At 55.6% G+C, this 18,003-nt stretch carries 20 protein-coding genes; 5 read left to right on the plus strand and 15 right to left on the minus strand.

All coding sequences use genetic code 11. From position 1 onward, the window contains the following. Window positions 1–36: 36 nt before the first annotated feature. The 11 genes from flgL to flgB form a co-directional block, all read right to left on the minus strand. Window positions 37–1,005 (minus strand): flagellar hook-associated protein FlgL, encoded by a 969-nt coding sequence (gene flgL / locus FHW71_RS07360; protein ID WP_179451272.1) that lies wholly within the window; start codon window positions 1,003–1,005, stop codon window positions 37–39. Between the two features lie 18 nt (window positions 1,006–1,023). After that, the gene (gene flgK / locus FHW71_RS07365; protein WP_008103077.1) at window positions 1,024–2,667 is read right to left on the minus strand and encodes a flagellar hook-associated protein FlgK; all 1,644 of its coding nucleotides are present in this window, start codon (window positions 2,665–2,667) and stop codon (window positions 1,024–1,026) included. A 119-nt stretch (window positions 2,668–2,786) separates the two neighbouring features. After that, window positions 2,787–3,728 carry a flagellar assembly peptidoglycan hydrolase FlgJ gene (gene flgJ, locus FHW71_RS07370; RefSeq protein WP_154152714.1) on the minus strand — a complete coding sequence of 314 codons (942 nt, stop codon included), beginning with the start codon at window positions 3,726–3,728 and terminating at the stop codon, window positions 2,787–2,789. Beyond that, window positions 3,728–4,834, minus strand: a complete 1,107-nt coding sequence (locus tag FHW71_RS07375; protein ID WP_286176102.1) for a flagellar basal body P-ring protein FlgI — start codon at window positions 4,832–4,834, stop codon at window positions 3,728–3,730. The genes flgJ and FHW71_RS07375 overlap by 1 nt, the downstream gene beginning before the upstream one ends. Before the next feature lie 12 nt (window positions 4,835–4,846). After that, window positions 4,847–5,557 (minus strand): flagellar basal body L-ring protein FlgH, encoded by a 711-nt coding sequence (locus tag FHW71_RS07380; protein WP_008103082.1) that lies wholly within the window; start codon window positions 5,555–5,557, stop codon window positions 4,847–4,849. Window positions 5,558–5,620: 63 nt separating this feature from the next. Continuing rightward, window positions 5,621–6,403 carry a flagellar basal-body rod protein FlgG gene (gene flgG, locus FHW71_RS07385; RefSeq protein ID WP_007885801.1) on the minus strand — a complete coding sequence of 261 codons (783 nt, stop codon included), beginning with the start codon at window positions 6,401–6,403 and terminating at the stop codon, window positions 5,621–5,623. A gap of 17 nt (window positions 6,404–6,420) precedes the next feature. Continuing rightward, on the minus strand, window positions 6,421–7,179 hold the full coding sequence (locus FHW71_RS07390) for a flagellar basal body rod protein FlgF (protein ID WP_008103084.1): 759 nt from the start codon (window positions 7,177–7,179) through the stop codon (window positions 6,421–6,423). 20 nt (window positions 7,180–7,199) lie between these two features. Continuing rightward, a complete protein-coding gene (gene flgE, locus FHW71_RS07395; protein ID WP_008103086.1) occupies window positions 7,200–8,489 on the minus strand; it encodes a flagellar hook protein FlgE in 1,290 nt (429 codons plus the stop codon). Window positions 8,490–8,513: 24 nt separating this feature from the next. Further along, window positions 8,514–9,185 carry a flagellar hook assembly protein FlgD gene (gene flgD, locus FHW71_RS07400; RefSeq protein ID WP_008103087.1) on the minus strand — a complete coding sequence of 224 codons (672 nt, stop codon included), beginning with the start codon at window positions 9,183–9,185 and terminating at the stop codon, window positions 8,514–8,516. Window positions 9,186–9,197: 12 nt separating this feature from the next. Beyond that, window positions 9,198–9,602 carry a flagellar basal body rod protein FlgC gene (flgC, locus tag FHW71_RS07405; protein WP_008103089.1) on the minus strand — a complete coding sequence of 135 codons (405 nt, stop codon included), beginning with the start codon at window positions 9,600–9,602 and terminating at the stop codon, window positions 9,198–9,200. A 2-nt stretch (window positions 9,603–9,604) separates the two neighbouring features. Then, complete coding sequence (flgB, locus tag FHW71_RS07410; protein WP_008103091.1) at window positions 9,605–10,018, minus strand: flagellar basal body rod protein FlgB; 414 nt, start codon at window positions 10,016–10,018, stop codon at window positions 9,605–9,607. Between the two features lie 153 nt (window positions 10,019–10,171). On the opposite strand from flgB, the gene flgA reads away from it, so the two are divergent. The 3 genes from flgA (at window position 10,172) to flgN (ending at window position 11,679) form a co-directional block, all read left to right on the plus strand. Beyond that, on the plus strand, window positions 10,172–10,831 hold the full coding sequence (flgA, locus tag FHW71_RS07415; RefSeq protein ID WP_008103093.1) for a flagellar basal body P-ring formation chaperone FlgA: 660 nt from the start codon (window positions 10,172–10,174) through the stop codon (window positions 10,829–10,831). Between the two features lie 105 nt (window positions 10,832–10,936). Continuing rightward, window positions 10,937–11,242 carry a flagellar biosynthesis anti-sigma factor FlgM gene (gene flgM / locus FHW71_RS07420; RefSeq protein ID WP_179451275.1) on the plus strand — a complete coding sequence of 102 codons (306 nt, stop codon included), beginning with the start codon at window positions 10,937–10,939 and terminating at the stop codon, window positions 11,240–11,242. A gap of 5 nt (window positions 11,243–11,247) precedes the next feature. Further along, entirely contained in the window at window positions 11,248–11,679 is a 432-nt protein-coding gene (flgN, locus tag FHW71_RS07425; protein ID WP_008103097.1) for a flagellar export chaperone FlgN, read from the plus strand. 297 nt (window positions 11,680–11,976) lie between these two features. Here the strand turns inward: flgN and murJ are convergent, their stop codons facing one another. The 4 genes from murJ to rimJ form a co-directional block, all read right to left on the minus strand. Beyond that, window positions 11,977–13,515: a murein biosynthesis integral membrane protein MurJ gene (gene murJ, locus FHW71_RS07430; protein ID WP_154152720.1), complete on the minus strand. Its 1,539-nt coding sequence runs from the start codon at window positions 13,513–13,515 to the stop codon at window positions 11,977–11,979. Between the two features lie 121 nt (window positions 13,516–13,636). Next, window positions 13,637–14,557, minus strand: coding sequence for a Gfo/Idh/MocA family oxidoreductase (locus FHW71_RS07435; RefSeq protein ID WP_154152723.1), 921 nt, complete (start codon window positions 14,555–14,557; stop codon window positions 13,637–13,639). A 1-nt stretch (window position 14,558) separates the two neighbouring features. Beyond that, window positions 14,559–15,200: a DUF480 domain-containing protein gene (locus FHW71_RS07440; RefSeq protein ID WP_179451276.1), complete on the minus strand. Its 642-nt coding sequence runs from the start codon at window positions 15,198–15,200 to the stop codon at window positions 14,559–14,561. Window positions 15,201–15,215: 15 nt separating this feature from the next. Beyond that, window positions 15,216–15,809 (minus strand): ribosomal protein S5-alanine N-acetyltransferase, encoded by a 594-nt coding sequence (gene rimJ / locus FHW71_RS07445; RefSeq protein WP_008103106.1) that lies wholly within the window; start codon window positions 15,807–15,809, stop codon window positions 15,216–15,218. Between the two features lie 245 nt (window positions 15,810–16,054). On the opposite strand from rimJ, the gene mdtH reads away from it, so the two are divergent. Together mdtH and grxB are read left to right on the plus strand one after the other, a co-directional pair. Next, window positions 16,055–17,257 (plus strand): multidrug efflux MFS transporter MdtH, encoded by a 1,203-nt coding sequence (gene mdtH, locus FHW71_RS07450; protein WP_179451277.1) that lies wholly within the window; start codon window positions 16,055–16,057, stop codon window positions 17,255–17,257. An 89-nt stretch (window positions 17,258–17,346) separates the two neighbouring features. Then, window positions 17,347–17,994, plus strand: a complete 648-nt coding sequence (grxB, locus tag FHW71_RS07455; protein WP_008103110.1) for a glutaredoxin 2 — start codon at window positions 17,347–17,349, stop codon at window positions 17,992–17,994. Window positions 17,995–18,003 lie beyond the last annotated feature (9 nt).

The raw sequence follows: 18,003 nt of genomic DNA on the forward strand, positions 1-18,003 counted from the left end.
CGCACCCGGTTAAAGTACGCTCAAAGTTCAGGTCAATTACGAATTAAGCTGGAACAGCGAGAGTTTCGACATATCGGTAAAAGTCTTATACGACGCCTGCAAAGCCGTTTGTTGCATGGTGTAGCTGGAAATGGCTTGCGTATAATCAACCTGCACCAGATCTGTCATTTGTGAAGCCATAATGGTGTCACGGTCATCGCCCTGCGCATCCAGCGTATCCAGTTCAGCCAACTGTGAACCTACTGCTGAACGCACCGCCAACACGTTGTTCAATGAGTTGCTCAAACCACGGTTGGATTTATCCATTGCGTCCTGGAAAACCTGCTTGGTTGCGTCGTCAGCATCATCCTGCGGCGTTTTTAATGCAGCAATGGCGCTATCCAGCATATTAAACAGATTGGTTTCACTCGGGCTGCCATCCGGCTCTGCTTTCGCGTTGCTGGTGAGTGACATAAATACAGACGAACCGGTGCTGCTGACGTCCATGGTGCGGCCATCATCGACCTTCTGCGTGATGGCATCGGTCCCGCCAACATACGTGACGCCCGTTGGGGCTCCTGCGTCACTGAACGGCGCGACATCGGTTTGATAGCCCGCAAAAATATAGCGACCATTGCCGTCACGGCTGTTAGCCTGGTTCAGCAGTTGGTCACGAATACCTTGTAATTTGGTGGCAATCGATGCGCGGTCATCGTCACTCAGCGTACCGGTTGAACCATACACAATCATGGTCTGCGCATCCTGAATACTGCTGGTCACGCTGGAGAGTGAGTTCTCTTCCATCGACAAGCTTTGATCGGCAAAGCTGCGTGCCGTGGCATATTGGCTACTTTTCGCCTGCGATTGCGAAAGCACCACAGCGCGTGAGGCGGCAATCGGATCATCTGAAGGATTGCTGACGCGCAGTCCGGTAGAGAGCTGCTCACCTACTTTTAACCAGGAAGCTTGCGAATCAGTAATCCCGCGCACCTGCTGGTTGAAAATCATATTAGTACTAAGACGCATGGTTTTTATCCTCTATGCTTAGCCGCGGATGCCCATCAGCGCATTAAAAATGGTACTCGCCGTTTGCAGCACTTGCGCGTTCGCCATATAGAACTGCTGATACTTCGTCAGGTTAGAGTACTCTTCATCAAGGTTGACCCCTGAAACTGACTGCTGGCGATCGCTTAGCTGTGTCACCACGTTTTCTTGTGTGGTGCTGGCCGTTTCCAGCGTGCTGGTTTTGTTACCGACGCTGCTGACAATACTGGCGTAAGCCTGAGCGATGGTCGCATTACCATTCACCAACTTACTATCCTGCAGGTCTAACAATTTCTGCGCATTACGGTTGTCACTTTCACCGCTGGTTGCGCTGGACGCCGCAGCAATTTGCGACTCATCGGTGATCGCAACCGACATACCGGCAATGACGTTTTGCACCGGTTTGACCAGGAAACTGTCTTTAGCGTTAGGCGCGGGTGAGGTGCTCACCGTCAGTTTCAGGCCATCAAAGTTGAGGGTGCCGTCAGTCGCATCTGGCGTAACGCTAAACTTCACGTTGTCAGACATGCGGGTCACCGACCAATTACTGCCGTCATAACTCACGGTGTAGTTAGACGCTTTCATCGCGCTGGTATCTGACCATGCAGCCGTAACGGTAGCCGCTGAGGTATTTTTGCTGTTACCCACTACGGTTGGCGAACCGATATTAAAGAAGTTGCCACCCTGGTCACCGTTGCTGTCATACCCTTCGCTGTGCACGGTATTGAAGCTAGTGGTGAACGCCGCAGCTAACTGACCGAGCTGATTCTGCGCGGTATCCAAATCCTGCGTACGAAACGCCAGCAAGCCGCCGAGTGAACCGGTGGTTAATGTCTTCTCAGGGATCTCAACATTACCCGCCTGCTTATCGACATAGCCGACAGTGGTACGTGTTGAATCGCTGCTGGACGGCATCGCCACCAAACTGGTGGAGTTTTTACCATTCACCAACGTCACGCTGCCCATTGAGACGATATAGCTACCGTCCTGTTGGGATACGTTAACGCCAACCACATTATTCAGGCTGTTCACTAACTGATCGCGCTGATCCAGCAAATTGTTCGGCGCCGCGCCACCACCGGTGGTCAGCTTGGCGATCTGACTGTTCAGGTCGGCAATCTGACTGGTGAAGGTGTTGATTTGGTCGACGTTCGAGGCGATATCTGTATTAACGCTGTTCTGCATATTATTGAGATATTGCGCGGTGGTCTGGAACTGATTCACCAGGCCTTGTGCATAGCTCAGCATTGATTGACGGGCCGACGGATCGTTGGCGTTACTCACCACGTTCTGGACGTTAGTGAAGAAGCTTTGGATTGAGGTCGACAAACTGGTGGTCGACGTCGACAGCAGATCATCAATGTTAGAAATTTGGTTGTACTGCGTATTCACGGCGCTGTAGTTGGCGCTGGAGCCACGGAGCTGGGCGGTGATGAACTCGTCATACTCACGCTGCACGCCGGAGAGCGTCACACCGTTGCCGTAATAGCTGTTGCCCTGCAGGGTGCTGTTCGACTGCGACAGAATCGCCGTCTGACGCGAATAGCCCGCTACCGTGTAATTGCTGATGTTATTACTGGTGGTGCTTAATGCAGCCTGTGCGGCGCTCAGCCCACTCATCGCTGAGTTAATTATGCTGGACATCTCGGTTCCTTAATTTCCCGTTAACCGGGCTGGCAGTCATCAGTGCGATTGCGCGGGCGGTGAACGCCCGCGGCATGTGATTGTTATCGGCGTGCTTAAGTGAAACTTGAGAGCAAAAATCAGAACAAATCGGTGATGTCGTTGCTGTACGCCTTCACCACTTTTTCGCCCATGTTTTTGAATTGCTGGATCATTCCCACCAGTTTTTGCGCATACTTTGGATCGGTCGCGTATCCGGCGGCCTGCAAGGCACGCGCGCCCTGCTCCGCGCTCGGTGCGTTGGCAACGGCGGCATAACGAGGATTATTGGACAGCAATTTGACGTAGTCGCTGAGCGCTTCCATATAAGAGCCATACACACGGAAACTGGCGCGCACTTTTTTCGCCACGCCGCCTTCGTATTCGGTGGTCATGATATCGGTGGTTGCGCCCTTCCAATCACCGCTCGCCTTAATACCAAACACGTTGTAACTCGGCTTACCGTCGCGCGTCAGAATCTGTCGCTGGCCCCAGCCGGATTCCAGCGCGGCCTGCGCCAGAATCAGGTGATGCGGAATGCCGCTCTGCTGGCTGGCGACCTGCGCCGGTTGCGCCAGCTGGGCAATAAAGTCGTTGCTGTCGCTCGGCAAACTGCTCGGCGAGACAGGCAAACGCGGCACCGCTTTACGCACCATCTGCTCCAGCTGATTCGACGGCAGGTTGCTATAGATGAAGCTGTTATCCAGCTTCATCGGCACCGTACCGGCGGTTTCGTCCGGCTCCTGAGCGGGCTGCATCTGCTTAACGATGATATCGGCCATGCCGAGACCACGTTTACCGATGTCCTGCGCAATCTGCTGATCGTACATCGAGGTGAAAAGCCGCGTCTGATCGTTGCTCAGCAGGCCATCCTGCGGCAGCGCAGCGCGCATGCTTTTCATCATCATCTGCACGAACATCCCTTCCACCTGCTTGGCCACCTGCATCGCCTTCCCTTTCGGGTCGGCGGCGGCTTCGCGTTTCAGGTCGTTCAGCGAGCGGCTGTCGTAAGCCGCATTCACCAGCGATTGCGTATCGTTCATCAGATAATTTCCAGTTTGGCGCGCAAGCAGCCTGCGCTTTCCATCGATTGCAAAATCGACATCAGCTCAATCGGTGACGCACCCAGCGCATTCAGCGCACGCACCACGTTGTTGAGGTTAGCGCTGGAGTTAACACGTTGCAGCGCGCCGCCACTCTGACGCAGATCGATCTGGGTATTGTTAGTGGTCACCGTCTGACCACCCGCCAACGGCGTATCAGGCTGACTGACGTTCTGCTGCTGATTGACGGTAACCGACAGGTTGCCCTGCGCCACCGCACAAGTATTCAGCGTCACTTCGCGGTTCATCACTACCGAACCGGTACGTGAGTTGATAATCACCTTGGCATCTTCCAGCGGCACCGAAACGTCGAGGTTTTGAATTTCAGCCAGCAGACGCACCTGAGAACTGTTATTCGGCGACACGCGGATCTGCACGGTACGCGCATCCAGCGGCTGCGCGGAACCAATGCCACGGCTGTTAATGGCGTCGGCGATGCGCTGCGCCATGCTGAAGTCTTCATTATTTAACTGCAGGTTGATAGTGTTCTGGCTACCAAAGTTGCTCTGCAGTTCACGCTCTACCGTTGCGCCGCCGGTAATACGGCCACCGTTCAGCTGGTTAACCTGCACGCTGCTGCCACCGGCTGAAGCGCCGGCACCGCCAACCAGAATGTTACCCTGCGCCAGCGCATAAACCTGGTTATCGACGCCTTTCATCGGCGTCATCAGCAGCGTACCGCCGCGCAAACTTTTGGCGTTACCCAGCGAGGAGACCACCACATCAACGGTTTGTCCCTGACGCGCAAAGGTCGGCAGCTTGGCGGTGACCATAACGGCCGCCACGTTTTTCAGCTGCATGTTGGTACCAGTTGGCAAAGTAATGCCGAGCTGGGAGAGCATGTTACTCACGGTTTGCGTGGTAAACGGGGTTTGCGTGGTCTGGTCACCGGTACCATCAAGGCCCACCACCAAGCCGTAACCGATCAGCTGGTTATCGCGCACACCTTGTACGGAGGTCAGATCGCGGATGCGATCAGCATGCGCCAGAACGCTGAAACCGAGCAGCAAGCAGAGGCTCAGGCGAAGCAGAGTCGTCATATTCATTCTTAATACCTCTTACATCGGCGAGACGTTCAGGAAGAAACGCTGGAACCAGCCCATCGTCTGCGCTTCATTGATATAACCATTTCCGACGTACTCAATACGTGCATCGGCCACCGCGGTGGAGAGCACCGCATTGCTGGCGCTGATGGTGCGTGGGTTAACCACGCCCGAGAAGCGGATGAATTCGGTGCCCTGGTTAATTTCGATCTGTTTCTCACCCACCACGCGCAGGTTGCCGTTCGACAACACCTGATTGACGGTGACGGTGATGGTGCCCGTAAAGGTGTTATTCGCCGTGGCGCCACCTTTGCCGGCGAAATCATTTTTGCCATTGGCATCCAGCGTGGCTTTTTCGCCACCGGCACCCACCAGACCACTGAGGCCGGTTGGTACACCTGTCACACCAAAACTGTTGCTGCCATCGCGGCTGGCGTTGGCGGAAGAACTTTTGCTGGCGCTGACGTTTTCCTGCAAGGTGATCGTCAATGTGTCGCCAATGTTGCGTGGACGGCGATCCTCAAACAGCGGCTGATAGCCGTAGTTCAGCGGTGCGACGCCCTGAAAAATGGAACCGTTCACCACTGGCGGTGCGGATGGCGTCGGCTCTGCCGTTGTCGCCCCTTGCACCAGTGGCGTGCGCGGAACCAGCGCACAACCGTTAAGAGTGAGTAGCAGCGTGGCTACCAACCAATGACCAGGCTTGAGAATCACTTGCTTCGCCACGGAGTTCTAACCTTATTCATGTTGCTTAATCAGGCCAGCCAGGCTGGCCCAACGACACCAGCATTACAGCTGGGTTAACTTCGCCAGCATCTGATCGGAGGTGCTGATCGCTTTACTGTTGATCTCGTAGGCGCGCTGCGTCTGAATCATGGTGACCAGCTCTTCCGCCACGTTGACGTTCGAGGTTTCGACATAACCCTGATACAGCAGACCCGCGCCGTTCTGGCCTGGCGTGCTCTGCGTTGCCGCACCGGATGCCTGCGTCTCCTGATAGAGGTTTTCACCCTGGCTATTCAGGCCCGCATCGTTCATGAAGGTGCTGAGCGTCAGCTGACCGACCTGCGCCGGGTTGGTCTGGCCCTGCTGCGTCACGCTCACCACGCCATCGCGCGAGATAGTGATGCTGGTGGCGTTGGCCGGAATGGTGATGCCTGGCTGAACCGGATAACCGGCGTTGGTTACCAGCTGACCGTTCTGGTCAACCTGGAATGAACCATCACGGGTATACGCCGAGGTGCCGTCTGGCATCTGCACTTCGAAATAACCCTGGCCGTTGATTGCCACGTCTTTCGAGTTGCTGGTCTGCGACAGGTTACCCTGCTGATGCAGACGCTCTGTCGTAACGGGACGCACACCGGTACCGATCTGCAGACCTGACGGCAGCGTAGTTTGCTCCGACGACTGGGTGCCCGGCTGACGCAGGGTTTGGTACATCAAATCTTCAAATACCGCGCGCGAACGTTTAAAGCCGTTGGTGCTTACGTTCGCGAGGTTGTTGGAGATGACGTCCATGTTGGTTTGCTGAGCGTCAAGACCGGTTTTGGCGATCCATAAAGAACGAATCATGGTGTTTTCCTTACGCCTTAGCTGCTCATGTTGAGCAAGCTGTTAGCTTTTTGTTCGTTTTCATCGACGTTGGAGATCACTTTCATCTGCATCTCAAAACGTCGGGCGTTGGCGATCATATCGACCATGGTTTCCACCGGCTTCACGTTACTGCCCTCCAGCACGCCAGGCATCACCGTCATGGTGGCATCGTTCGCCAGCGCAGCGCCGCGCGTCGCCTGGGTTTGCTGGTTAGGACGGAACATGCCGTCATCACCGCGTTGCATCTCTTTACCGGTGGCGCGCACCAGCTTCAGGCGACCAATCTGCACCGTGGCATTGGGTGCATCACCGGCGTTACGCGAGGTGATGGTACCGTCTGCCGCGATGGTCAATTCAGCGCCTTGCGGGATGGCGATCGGACCGCCATCGCCCATCACGGGATTGCCCTGAATGGTCAAAATACCGGTTGAGCTGATCTGCATGTTGCCGTTGCGGGTATAAGCTTCGGTACCGTCAGCGGCACGCACTGCCAACCAGCCGTCCTGCGCGACACCCACATCCAGCGTGCGGCCGGTGTTATCCATCGAGCCCGGTGACATATCGGCGCCCGGCGTGGAAGCGGCAACCAGCGTACGCGTTGGCAGTGACCAGCCGCTGACCGGCACCGCGCGCAACGCGTTGAGCTGAGCACGAAAGCCCGGCGTTGAGGCGTTGGCGAGGTTGCTGGCCGTTACCGACTGCTGCTCCAACGTCTGACTGGCCGCGCCCATAGCGGTATATATTGCGTGATCCATAAAGCAATCCCGTTAGCGAATTAACGTAAGTTAACCAGGGTGTTAAGAATCTGGTCCTGAGTTTTGATGGTCTGGCTGTTAGCCTGATAGTTACGTTGCGCAACGATCATGTTCACCAGCTCTTTACTCATATCGACGTTGGATGCTTCCAGCGCACCTGAAGTCAGGTTGCCGTAAGTACCAGTGCCTGCCAGACCAACCGCAGCCTGGCCTGATGAGCTGGTAGCTGACCAGACGTTATCGCCTTCAGACTTCAGACCTTCCGGGTTAGAGAAGCTCGCCAACACGATCTGACCCAACAACTGGGTTTTCTGGTTGGAGTAAGTACCGGTAATGGTGCCGTCATCATTGATGGTGTAGCTGGTCAAATCGCCAGGCTGATAACCGTCCTGTGTTGGGTTACCAAAGGTGGTCGCACCGGTGTTTTGCTGTAGGCTGCCCAACATGCTCATGCTGATGTTCATGCCATCCGCACCGTTGGTGCCGCTCACAACCAGGTTTGCCAGTGAGGCGCTGGTGGTCGTAGTATCCGGAATTGCAGTGCCCGGGTTGGCCGGATCGTCAATCATTTTTGATACGCCGGTCAGCTTACCGTTGGCATCAAACTTCATCTGGTAGCCCAGGTTGTCGCCTGCTGCGGTGTTACCGACTTCATTACCCGTGGTGGAGTCAACCATATGCACGGTCCAGGTGTTATCCGCAGTTTTGATGTAGTACATATCTAACTGATGATCGTTACCCTGGGTGTCATACACCGTCATGGTGGTTTTTGCGTTGTAGCTATCAACGTTGGATTTATCAAACGTTGTCACCGTTGGTGTGGTGCTGGTTGAGTTCAGGTTCGCAACCTGAGTCGCGGTAGTCGTAGCGCGAGCGCCCATCTGCGTGGTCGGAATACTCAGCGCCACCGGGTTCGCACCGGTCTGAATGGTGGGTGGTGTACCGCTGGCCGGGTAGCCAGAGACGTTCAGACCTTGGGTGTTCACCAGGTTACGGTTGGCATCCAGTGTGAATTGGCCGTTACGGGAATAGAACACGCCGCCGCTGGCGTCGGTCATACGGAAGAAGCCGTTGCCGCTCAGCGCTACGTCCAGTCCACGACTGGTTGACGTGGTACTACCATCACCAAAGTCCTGGATGACGGCGGCAACTTTAGTCCCCAGACCGACATTAGAACCGGCAAACATATCGGCAAAGGCAATGGTGCTGGATTTAAAACCGGCTGTGGCGGAGTTGGCGATGTTGTTACCAATTACATCCAGATTGCTGGAGGCAGCATTCAGGCCGCTCACCGCTTGTGAAAAAGACATAGTATTTCTCCTGCTAAAGGTTAATCAGAGAATCTGACGAATTTCATCGAGGGTTGCGGAGCCCATGGTGCCGAGATCCAGTTTTGCGGTGTCACCCACTGTGCTGACGCCATTGACGTAGGCATAGTTGAGCGGTTGAGCCACCAATTGGGTGCTGCCACTGCTGGCGGCCAGTGAAACGGTATATTTTCCATCCGGTGCAGTGCTGCCATCGGTCAGGGTGCCATCCCATGAGAAGGTATGGACGCCTGCAGTCAGTGCACCCAAATCGATGGTGCGAACAGTCGCGCCACTGGCATCTTTGATGGTGGCGGTGGTCGCGGTTGACGCGGTGCTCAGTTCCACACCGAAAGGCGTGGTCGTGCCGCTGCCCACCAGGACCTGGCTGCCGTTAACCATCACGCCGTGACCAATTAAGGTTGCGCTCTGCAACGACTGGCTAGAGCTAATCTGACCAGAGATGGATCCCAGCGTGGTATTCAGCTTTTCAATACCGCTCAGGGTGTTGATTTGAGCCAACTGGGTGGTGAGCTGGCTGTTATCCATTGGATTGGTGGGATCCTGGTTTTTCAGCTGCGCCACCAACATATTCAGAAACTGATTCTGCAGGTCGGCGGAGGTATTGCCGCTCGAAGCACTGCTGGAGGTCAGTACCGTTGGGTCCAGACTGTCTTTAATTCCTACTGCTACGCTCATCGTCGTTCTCCGTTACTGACCCATGGTGAGGGTTTTCATCATCATTGACTTCACCGTGTTCAGCACTTCAACGTTGGCCTGGTAGCTGCGCGACGCGGACATGGTGTTAACGGTTTCGGACACAACATCAACGTTTGGCATCTTGACGTAGCCCTTCTGATCCGCCAGCGGATTGCCTGGGTCATACACCAGTTTTGCCGGAGTAGGATCGTTAACCACGCCTGCGACCTTAACGCCGCCGGTCGCTGCACCTTGTGCGGCGTCGGTCTGGAAAATCACCTGCTTTGCCACGTAAGGCTGGCCATCAGGGCCGGTTACGCTGTCGGCGTTGGCCAGGTTACTGGCGCTGACGTTGAGGCGCTGTGATTGCGCTGTCATCGCAGAACCGGCGATATCAAAGATATTCAGCAATGCCATGCTTATTGCCCCTGCAGAACGCTCATCATGCCTTTGATCTGGCTACTGATGAGGGTGAGATCGGTTTGGTATTTCAGGCTGTTATCAGCAAACTGCGTACGTTCGCGATCCATATCCACGGTGTTGCCATCCGCGGCGGGTTGATCGGGAATGCGGTACAGCAGATCCAGTGACGGCTGAGAGTTGGTTTGCGCTTCAATGTGGCGTGAGGACGTCACATTCAGCGCCAGACTGCTGCCTTCGGCGCGACCGTTTTGCATCACCTTGCTCAGTTGGCTGGCAAAGTCGATATCCCGCGCCTGGTAGCCCGGGGTATCGGCGTTGGCAATGTTTGACGCCAGGATTTCCTGACGCTGAGCACGTAGGTTTAACGCTTCAGTACCAAATCGCAGCGCGGCATCGAGTTTGTCGAGCATGCTTCCTCCGCGAATGAGAATTTCGAGCTGACAGCTTAAGTGGACAAATGCAAGGGCGATCGTCTGAATAGCAGCAAAAATGACGGCTATTTTTGACATTGATTTTTTTGCGCGAGGCGTAGACTCGGTGCCATCTTCTCGTCAGGAGGCGTTATGCGCAGATATTCCACTTTGCTAGCCACACTTTTGCTGGCACTGGCGCTACCCAGTTCTGCCGCGGACCTTACCGCGCAGTTAACCCAATTTTTTAAGGCGCGCGACCCACAACATGCCGCCGGCATGACGGTGGTGGTACGTACGCCGCAGGCGCAGTGGCCAAACTGCGAAACCCCTGAGCTGCAACTGCCGGGTAATAGCCGTCAGTGGGGCAACATCAGCATCGCCGCTAACTGCGATCAAAATCGTCGTTTCCTGCAGGTGCAGGTGCAGGTCACCGGACAATATCTGGTGGCGAGCCGTCAGGTGGCGCGCGGCAGCAATCTCAGCCAGTCTGATGTGCGTCTGGAAACCGGGCGGCTGGATGAACTGCCGGCGCGCGCCTTGATGGATAGCAGTGGCGTCATTGATGCGGTCGCGCTGCGCGATATCCCGCCAGGACAGCCGGTGACTGCCAGCATGGTGCGCCAACCGTGGCGCGTGAAAGCCGGTCAAAATGTGATGGTAGTCGCCAGTGGAAACGGGTTTAATGCCAGCAGCGAAGGACGTGCGCTGAACAACGCCAGTGCGGCACAAATGGTGCGCGTGAGGATGGGAAATGGTCAGGTTGTCAGTGGTCGCGTCGACGCGGATGGGAATATTCTGATATCGCTATAAAGCGTTAAAGAACCCTGTTGTTCTGCCGATAGAGATATCAACAAAGACATTACCCTATGCTGACTCAGTTGGCTGACCCCCAACTGACCTTACAGGAGCCTTACCATGAGCATCGACAGAACGCAGCCTACGAATCCGGTTAGCACTGTTCAAACACGTGATACCAACGATAACAGCAGCAAAGTGCGTCAGAGCGCAACACCAGCAACCAGCACCACCAGTGAAAGTGGTGCGGAAGTGAAGTTGAGTACCGCGCAGGCGCAACTGATGCAGCCTGGCAGCAAAGACATTAATACAGCGCGCGTTGAGCAGCTGAAGACGGCCATTCGTAATGGCGAATTGAAAATGGATACCGGTAAGATCGCCGACGCGCTGATCGCCGATACCAAGGCGTATTTAGAGGGTAACTAATCCCAATGGACAATCTGCTGATCACCTTAGACAAAATGCAGGACGTGCTGACATCCCTTGCGGTGGTAATGGATGAAGAACAACAGCAACTTTCTGCCGGCCAGGTTAATGGCAACATGCTGCAGCGTATTTCTGAAGATAAAAGCGCGCTGCTGACTACGTTGAATTATCTGGACGAAATGCGCCGCACCACCGAGAAATCCCTCGGTACGCAGGCGCCCTATGGTGATCACAGCGATCGCGAAAACCGTTGGATGCGTATTCAACAGCATACGCGCCGCTTGCGCGATGCCAATACGCATAACGGGATTTTGTTGCAGCATCAGATTGGCTTCACTAATGAAGCATTGGCGGTATTGCGACCGCATCAAACGCAGGCATTTTACGGGCCGGATGGTTTGGGTAAAGGTCAGGCGACGCTGAGTCGTAAAGGGTAAAAAAGTGGGTTTGAACAGGCTGCTATCTTTTGGGATGGCGGCCTTTTTGTTTTGGTTTTAAGCACAGCGCACAAGAGATAAACAGCAGGCGGGAGCTTGTTTTGGGCAGGCATCCGCATCGCTGAACGGAGAAAGGAAGCCAGGATTTGCCCGCAGGACGCGGGCGAAAGGCTCAGCCGGGACAAGGAAGTCCCGTCTGAGCCGGTCCGTCAGGCTGACGTACGAAGTGAAGGAACCGCGAAGCGGCGCGAGGACCGCCGGACCAAAACAAACTTCCGTCTGCGTGGGAGCTGGTTTTTACGCCATAGTGCGGCGCGCGAAGTCGCGCGGGCGGAAGCCGAGCAAGCCAAGCATCACAAAGTATGAGCCACCGCCGATGGCGCAGACCGCCGCCAGGCGAATCAGGCGCCACCACATCTGCCCTTCTTCCCATGCTGGCATGACCTGCAGAATGCCCAGCAGCGCTGCGGCCATCACACATACCGCAATCAGCAAACGAGTCAGGAAACTGAACCAGCCAGGCTGCGGCTGGAAGATATCCTGCTTACGCAGTTGCCAGTACAACAGCGCGGCATTCAGGCAGGCGGCCAAACCGATCGACAGCGACAAACCGGCGTGTTTGAGCGGGCCAATAAACGCCAGGTTCATCAATTGCGTCACAATTAGCGTCACGATGGCAATTTTCACCGGCGTTTTGATGTCCTGACGAGAATAGAAGCCGGGTGCCAGCACTTTCACCACAATCAGCCCCATCAAACCCACTGAATAGGCAATCAGCGCGCGCTGCGTCATCAAGGCATCAAAGGCGGTGAATTTCCCGTACTGGAACAGCGCGACCGTCAGCGGCCCGGACAAAATCCCCAGCGCTACCGCGCTCGGCAACGCCAGCAGGAAGCAGAGGCGCAGACCCCAATCCATCAACCGTGAATACTCTTCCTGATTGCCACTGGCAAAACTCTTTGCCAGCGAGGGCAGCAAAATGGTGCCCAGCGCCACGCCCAGCACGCCGGAAGGAAACTCCATCAGACGATCGGCGTAGTACATCCACGAAACCGAACCGGAAACCAAAAAGGAGGCGAAGATGGTGTTGATGATCAGTGAAATTTGACTGACCGACACGCCAAGAATCGCCGGTCCCATTTGACGCATTACGCGCCACACGCCCGCATCGCGCAGATTCAGGCGTGGCAGAACCAGCATGCCAATTTTCTTCAGGTGCGGCAGTTGATAAAACAGCTGCAACACGCCGCCCACCACCACGGCCCACGCCAGCGCCATCACCGGAGGATTAAAATGCGGCGCAGCGAAGACGGCAAAACCAATCATGCTGATGTTGAGCAGCGTCGGCGCAAACGCCGGCACGGAAAAACGGTTCCAGGTATTGAGGATGGCGCCCGCCAGCGAGGCCAGCGAGATCAGCAGAATATAAGGAAAGGTGACGCGCAACAGCGCGCTGGTTAAAGCGAATTTATCAGCGGTATCGGCAAAGCCTGGCGCCGTCACCACAATCACCCAGGGCGCAGCGATCATCCCCAACACGGTCACAACCGCCAGCACCAGCGTCAATAAACCGGAAACGTAGGCGACAAACACGCGCGTAGCATCTTCGCCCTGCTTGCTTTTATATTCCGCCAGAATCGGTACGAACGCCTGAGAAAACGCGCCTTCAGCAAAAATGCGGCGCAGCAGGTTAGGCAGTTTGAAGGCAACAAAGAAGGCATCGGTTGCCATCCCCGCACCGAAAACGCGCGCCACAATGGCATCGCGGGCAAAGCCCAGTACGCGGGAAAACAAGGTCATCGAACTGACCGCAGCCAGCGATTTCAACAAATTCATATTGAGTGGCGCATCCTGAAAAGTGTCGGAGAAATGAGCGACTTAGCGCGGACATCCCGTGATGTCCGGCGATAGTCTACTGACACGGCGGGAAATGACCAGCATTGAGTGTTACAAGGGATTATTCACGTTCGGCATCGCGCCACAACTTTTCCACCAGACGCTGCGCCGCCAGCGCCTGTTCGCCACTGGTTTCAGGCATCGTCTGATTTTCAACACATTGAATGAAATGGTGCGCTGCGCCGCTAAAACCGCGCTGGGTAAGATGGCTTTGCCATGCGGGCGGCACATCACGCACGATGCCGCTGCGGTTTTCCTGCTGCCAGTCGCGCATCTCGTTAATTTCGATGTAATCACCGTCGCAGATGGCGCTGACCACTTCGCGTTGCGTCCCGGCGCGACGATGCATGCTGGTGGTGATTTGCAGCGAACCGGCGGTGAAATGGTGTTCGGCGTACAACATCGCGCCATCGTCATTGGTCTCGATATGTCCCAGCTCGCGCGTCAGGCTGCCGCCCGCCAGCCACAGCGCGGTATCCACTACGTGCAGATAATCATCCAGCAGGGTAAACCGCAGATCGTGCGGGCCAACGCTATCCGCGCGATGCTTCTCAATACGCAGCGAGGCCGCACGTGGCATGTCATTCTTTAGCTGCTGGTAACGCGGCGCAAAACGGCGGTTAAATGCCACCATCAGCTTGCGCTTATGCTTGTCCGCCAGCGCAACCAGCGCTTCGGCCTGTTGCAGCGTTTCGGCGAGCGGTTTATCGACGCACACATCTTTGCCCGCCAGCAACAGTGCTTTGACCACTTCGTAATGACTGGCGGTGCTGCTATGAACAAATACCGCATCGCTGGCTGCGGCCAGCGCATCCAGTTGACCAAAATAGGGTATGCGATAGCTATCGCAAATCGGTTGTGCCTTGGCCTGATTCGGCGAAAACGCGCCAGCCAATTGCCAGCCGCTGGCCTGCGATAACACCGGCAGCCACGCTTTTTGCGCGATACCGCCTAAACCTACAATGCCAATGCGCAGCGTCATATCAGTGCTCCTTTTGCAGCAGCTGTTGCAGTTGCGACTGCAACTGAGCAACCGTTTCTTCAAGTTGCGCGACACGCGCGGTTAAATCGTCATTGTCGCTGGCGGTTTCTGCGCTGGCCGCGTCTTCCACCACTTCGCCGCCAAACAGATGCATATAGCGGCTTTCACGTTTGCCCGGTTCGCGCGCCAGGCGCACCACCATTGGACCATCATCGCGCGTGGTCAAACCGTTAAGCGTCTGCTCGACTTCATTCATATCGGTGAATTCGTGCAGACGGCCGCTGCGGGTGCGCAGTTCGCCCGGCGTCTGAGCGCCGCGCAGGAACAACAGTGTCAGCACCGCAACTTCAGCGCTGCTCAGTTGCAAGTTGCCGAACGCGGAATTACAGAAACGCTGTTCATATTTGCTAACGCGCTGGCCGAAGCCATTATTGGAGGTCACCAGATGCTTTTTCACCAGCTCATCGAGCTGCGTTTGCACCTCCATCTCGCTAAGATTCAACACCGGTTCGCGGTTGGATTTCTGATTACAGGCGGTGACAACGCCATTAAGGGAGAGCGGATATTGATCCGGCGTGGTGACCTGCTTCTCCAGCAGGCATCCAATTACGCGCAGCGCCTGCGCGGATAAGGCCATTTTCATTGGGGTAATCCTTTTTTATTGTCCACGGCGATCCGGGGTCCACTCCCGGTAGGTCAGCGCAGTCAGGACATGATCCTGCCAGCGCCCATCAATCAATAAGTAATCTTTGGCGTAGCCCTCTTTTTCAAATCCGAGGCGCGCCAGTAGATCGCCACTGCGCTGATTGTGCGGCATGTAGTTTGCCATGATGCGGTGAATGCGCTGCTGACGTTGCATATAGCGAAGGGTGGTCGTGAGCGCTTCAAACATCAATCCCTGACCTTGCCACTTCTCGCCTAGCGAATAGCCGAGATAGCAGGCGTGAAACGATCCGCGCAGCACGTTGCTGTAGTTGGCTACACCACGCACTTCGGTCTCTTCCGGGTCCATCAGCACAAAATAGTAGGCTGAGCCCTGTTTATGCATGTCAGCGATCAGTCCGAGGCGTGCTTGCCAACCGGAAGGATAACAGTGGCTCTCGTCGCGCACCGGTTCCCACGGCTTAAGAAACGCACGATTTTCAGCGTAATAATCCGCTAATCGCCAGGCATCGCGTTCGTGTACTAAACGCACCACTAAGCGATCGGTAGTGAGGCGCACGCGTGGGCCAGCAGAACGATAGCCAAACATCATGACTCCTGAAATCCATAACTTAAGAAAGATGTACGCCAGCGGCGATACTTCTCACTATAACCGTCACCCCGCTTGCGGTAAAACCCTTGAACGCGTTCCTCAGGATTCATCCTGATTTAGGATTAATATTTCTGCGGATTCGATGAAAAAATATCATCCTGAGAAAGCTGTTTTTCGCCCCTGAGCAGGCGGAAAATAGACCAATTGGTCTCTTATCTCCTCTCACTTGCTCAGGAATTAGCATGTCTCGGGTTGCGCGGGCACGACGCCTCGGTAAAACATTTCTTTTAGTGGATAACATGCTGGTTGTGATGGGATTTTTTGTGGTATTTCCTCTCATCTCCATCCATTTTGTCGAACAGCTGGGCTGGGCCGCGTTGATGGTCGGCATTGCGCTTGGCTTGCGCCAATTCGTCCAGCAGGGATTCGGCATCTTCGGCGGCGCGATTGCCGACCGTTTTGGTGCGCGTCCGCTGATCGTCACCGGCATGCTGATGCGCGCGGCGGGTTTTGCCTGTATGGCGCTGGCGCATGAACCCTGGCTGCTGTGGTTCGCCTGTTTACTTTCCGGTCTTGGCGGCACGCTGTTTGATCCACCACGCAGCGCGCTGGTGATGAAACTGGTGCGCGCACGCGATCGCGGCCGCTTCTTCTCTCTACTGATGATGCAGGACAGCGCCGGTGCGGTGCTGGGCGCACTGATTGGTAGCTGGCTGCTGGCGTGGGATTTCCGCCTGGTATGTTGGGTTGGCGCGGCGGTGTTTGTCGCTGCTGCGCTGTTCAACGCCATGTGGTTACCGGCGTGGCGCATCTCAACCGAACGCATTGCGATGCGTGAAGGGATGCAACGCGTCTGGCAGGATAAGCGTTTTCGCCTGTATGTACTGACATTGACCGGCTACTACATTCTCGCCGTGCAAGTGATGTTGATGCTGCCGGTGATGGTGAATCAGGTGGCCGGTGCGCCTGCTGCGGTGAAGTGGATGTACGCCATTGAAGCGCTGCTGTCATTAAGCCTGCTCTATCCACTGGCTCGCTGGAGCGAAAAACGCTTCCGCCTGGAAACGCGTCTGATGGCCGGTTTGTTCCTGATGACGTTCAGTCTGCTGCCGGTTGGCATGACCGACTCGCTGCCGTCGCTGTTTATGCTGATCGCCATCTTTTATCTTGGCTCGATCATTGCTGAACCGGCGCGTGAAACGCTCAGCGCTTCGCTCGCCAGCTCCCGCGCACGCGGTAGCTATATGGGCTTCAGCCGTCTCGGCCTCGCCATTGGCGGCTTGATCGGCTACTCCGGTGGCGGCTGGATGTTCGATATGGGCCAGCAATGGGCGCTGCCGGAACTGCCGTGGATGCTGCTGAGCAGCGTCGGCATGATCACCCTTTTGGCGCTGTGGTGGCAGTTCCAGCCGCGTTCGGTGGCGCCAGCGATTTTCAGCAGCTAGTTTGCCCCTGCCACAGATCTCTTCCATACTTCCCGCACGTCCGAAAAAAGGGTGACCTCCGTCACCCTTAGAACCACAGGAGAAACGGGATGAAACTCTACATCTACGATCACTGCCCTTTCTGCGTCAAAGCACGCATGATTTTCGGCTTAAAAAATCTGCCGTTAGAACTCATCGTTATGCTGAATGACGACGAGCAAACGCCAAAAAAACTGATCGGCCAGAAAATGGCGCCGATTCTGCAAAAGGCCGATGGCAGCGCAGTACCAGAAAGTATGGATATTGTGCGGCTGGTGGATAAATACGATCACGAGCCGCTGCTCAATGGCAAAAGCAATCCGGCGATTAGCGACTGGCTGCGCCATGTAAATGGCTACGTGAATAAGCTGCTGCTACCGCGCATTGCCGATGCCTCCTTTGCCGAATTCGCCACGCCGGAAGCGCGCAGTTACTTTAGCGAGAAGAAGCAGGCCAGCGTCGGCGATTTCAGCGAGTTGCGGAAACACGCGCCGGGCTTGATCAAAAACATCAGCGACGATTTGCGCCAGCTCGATAAGCTGATCGTCAAACCCAATGCGGTCAATGGCGAACTTTCGGAAGATGACATTCATCTGTTCCCGCTATTGCGCTCCTTAACGCTGGTCAACGGCATTGAGTGGCCAAGCCGCGTTGCCGATTATCGCGATAATATGGCGAAACAAACTCAGGTCAATCTGCTCTCCTCCATCGCCGCATAATCCTCATCC

Source organism: Enterobacter sp. Sphag1F (assembly GCF_014193275.1).
Taxonomy (GTDB): Bacteria; Pseudomonadota; Gammaproteobacteria; order Enterobacterales; family Enterobacteriaceae; genus Pantoea; species Pantoea symbiotica.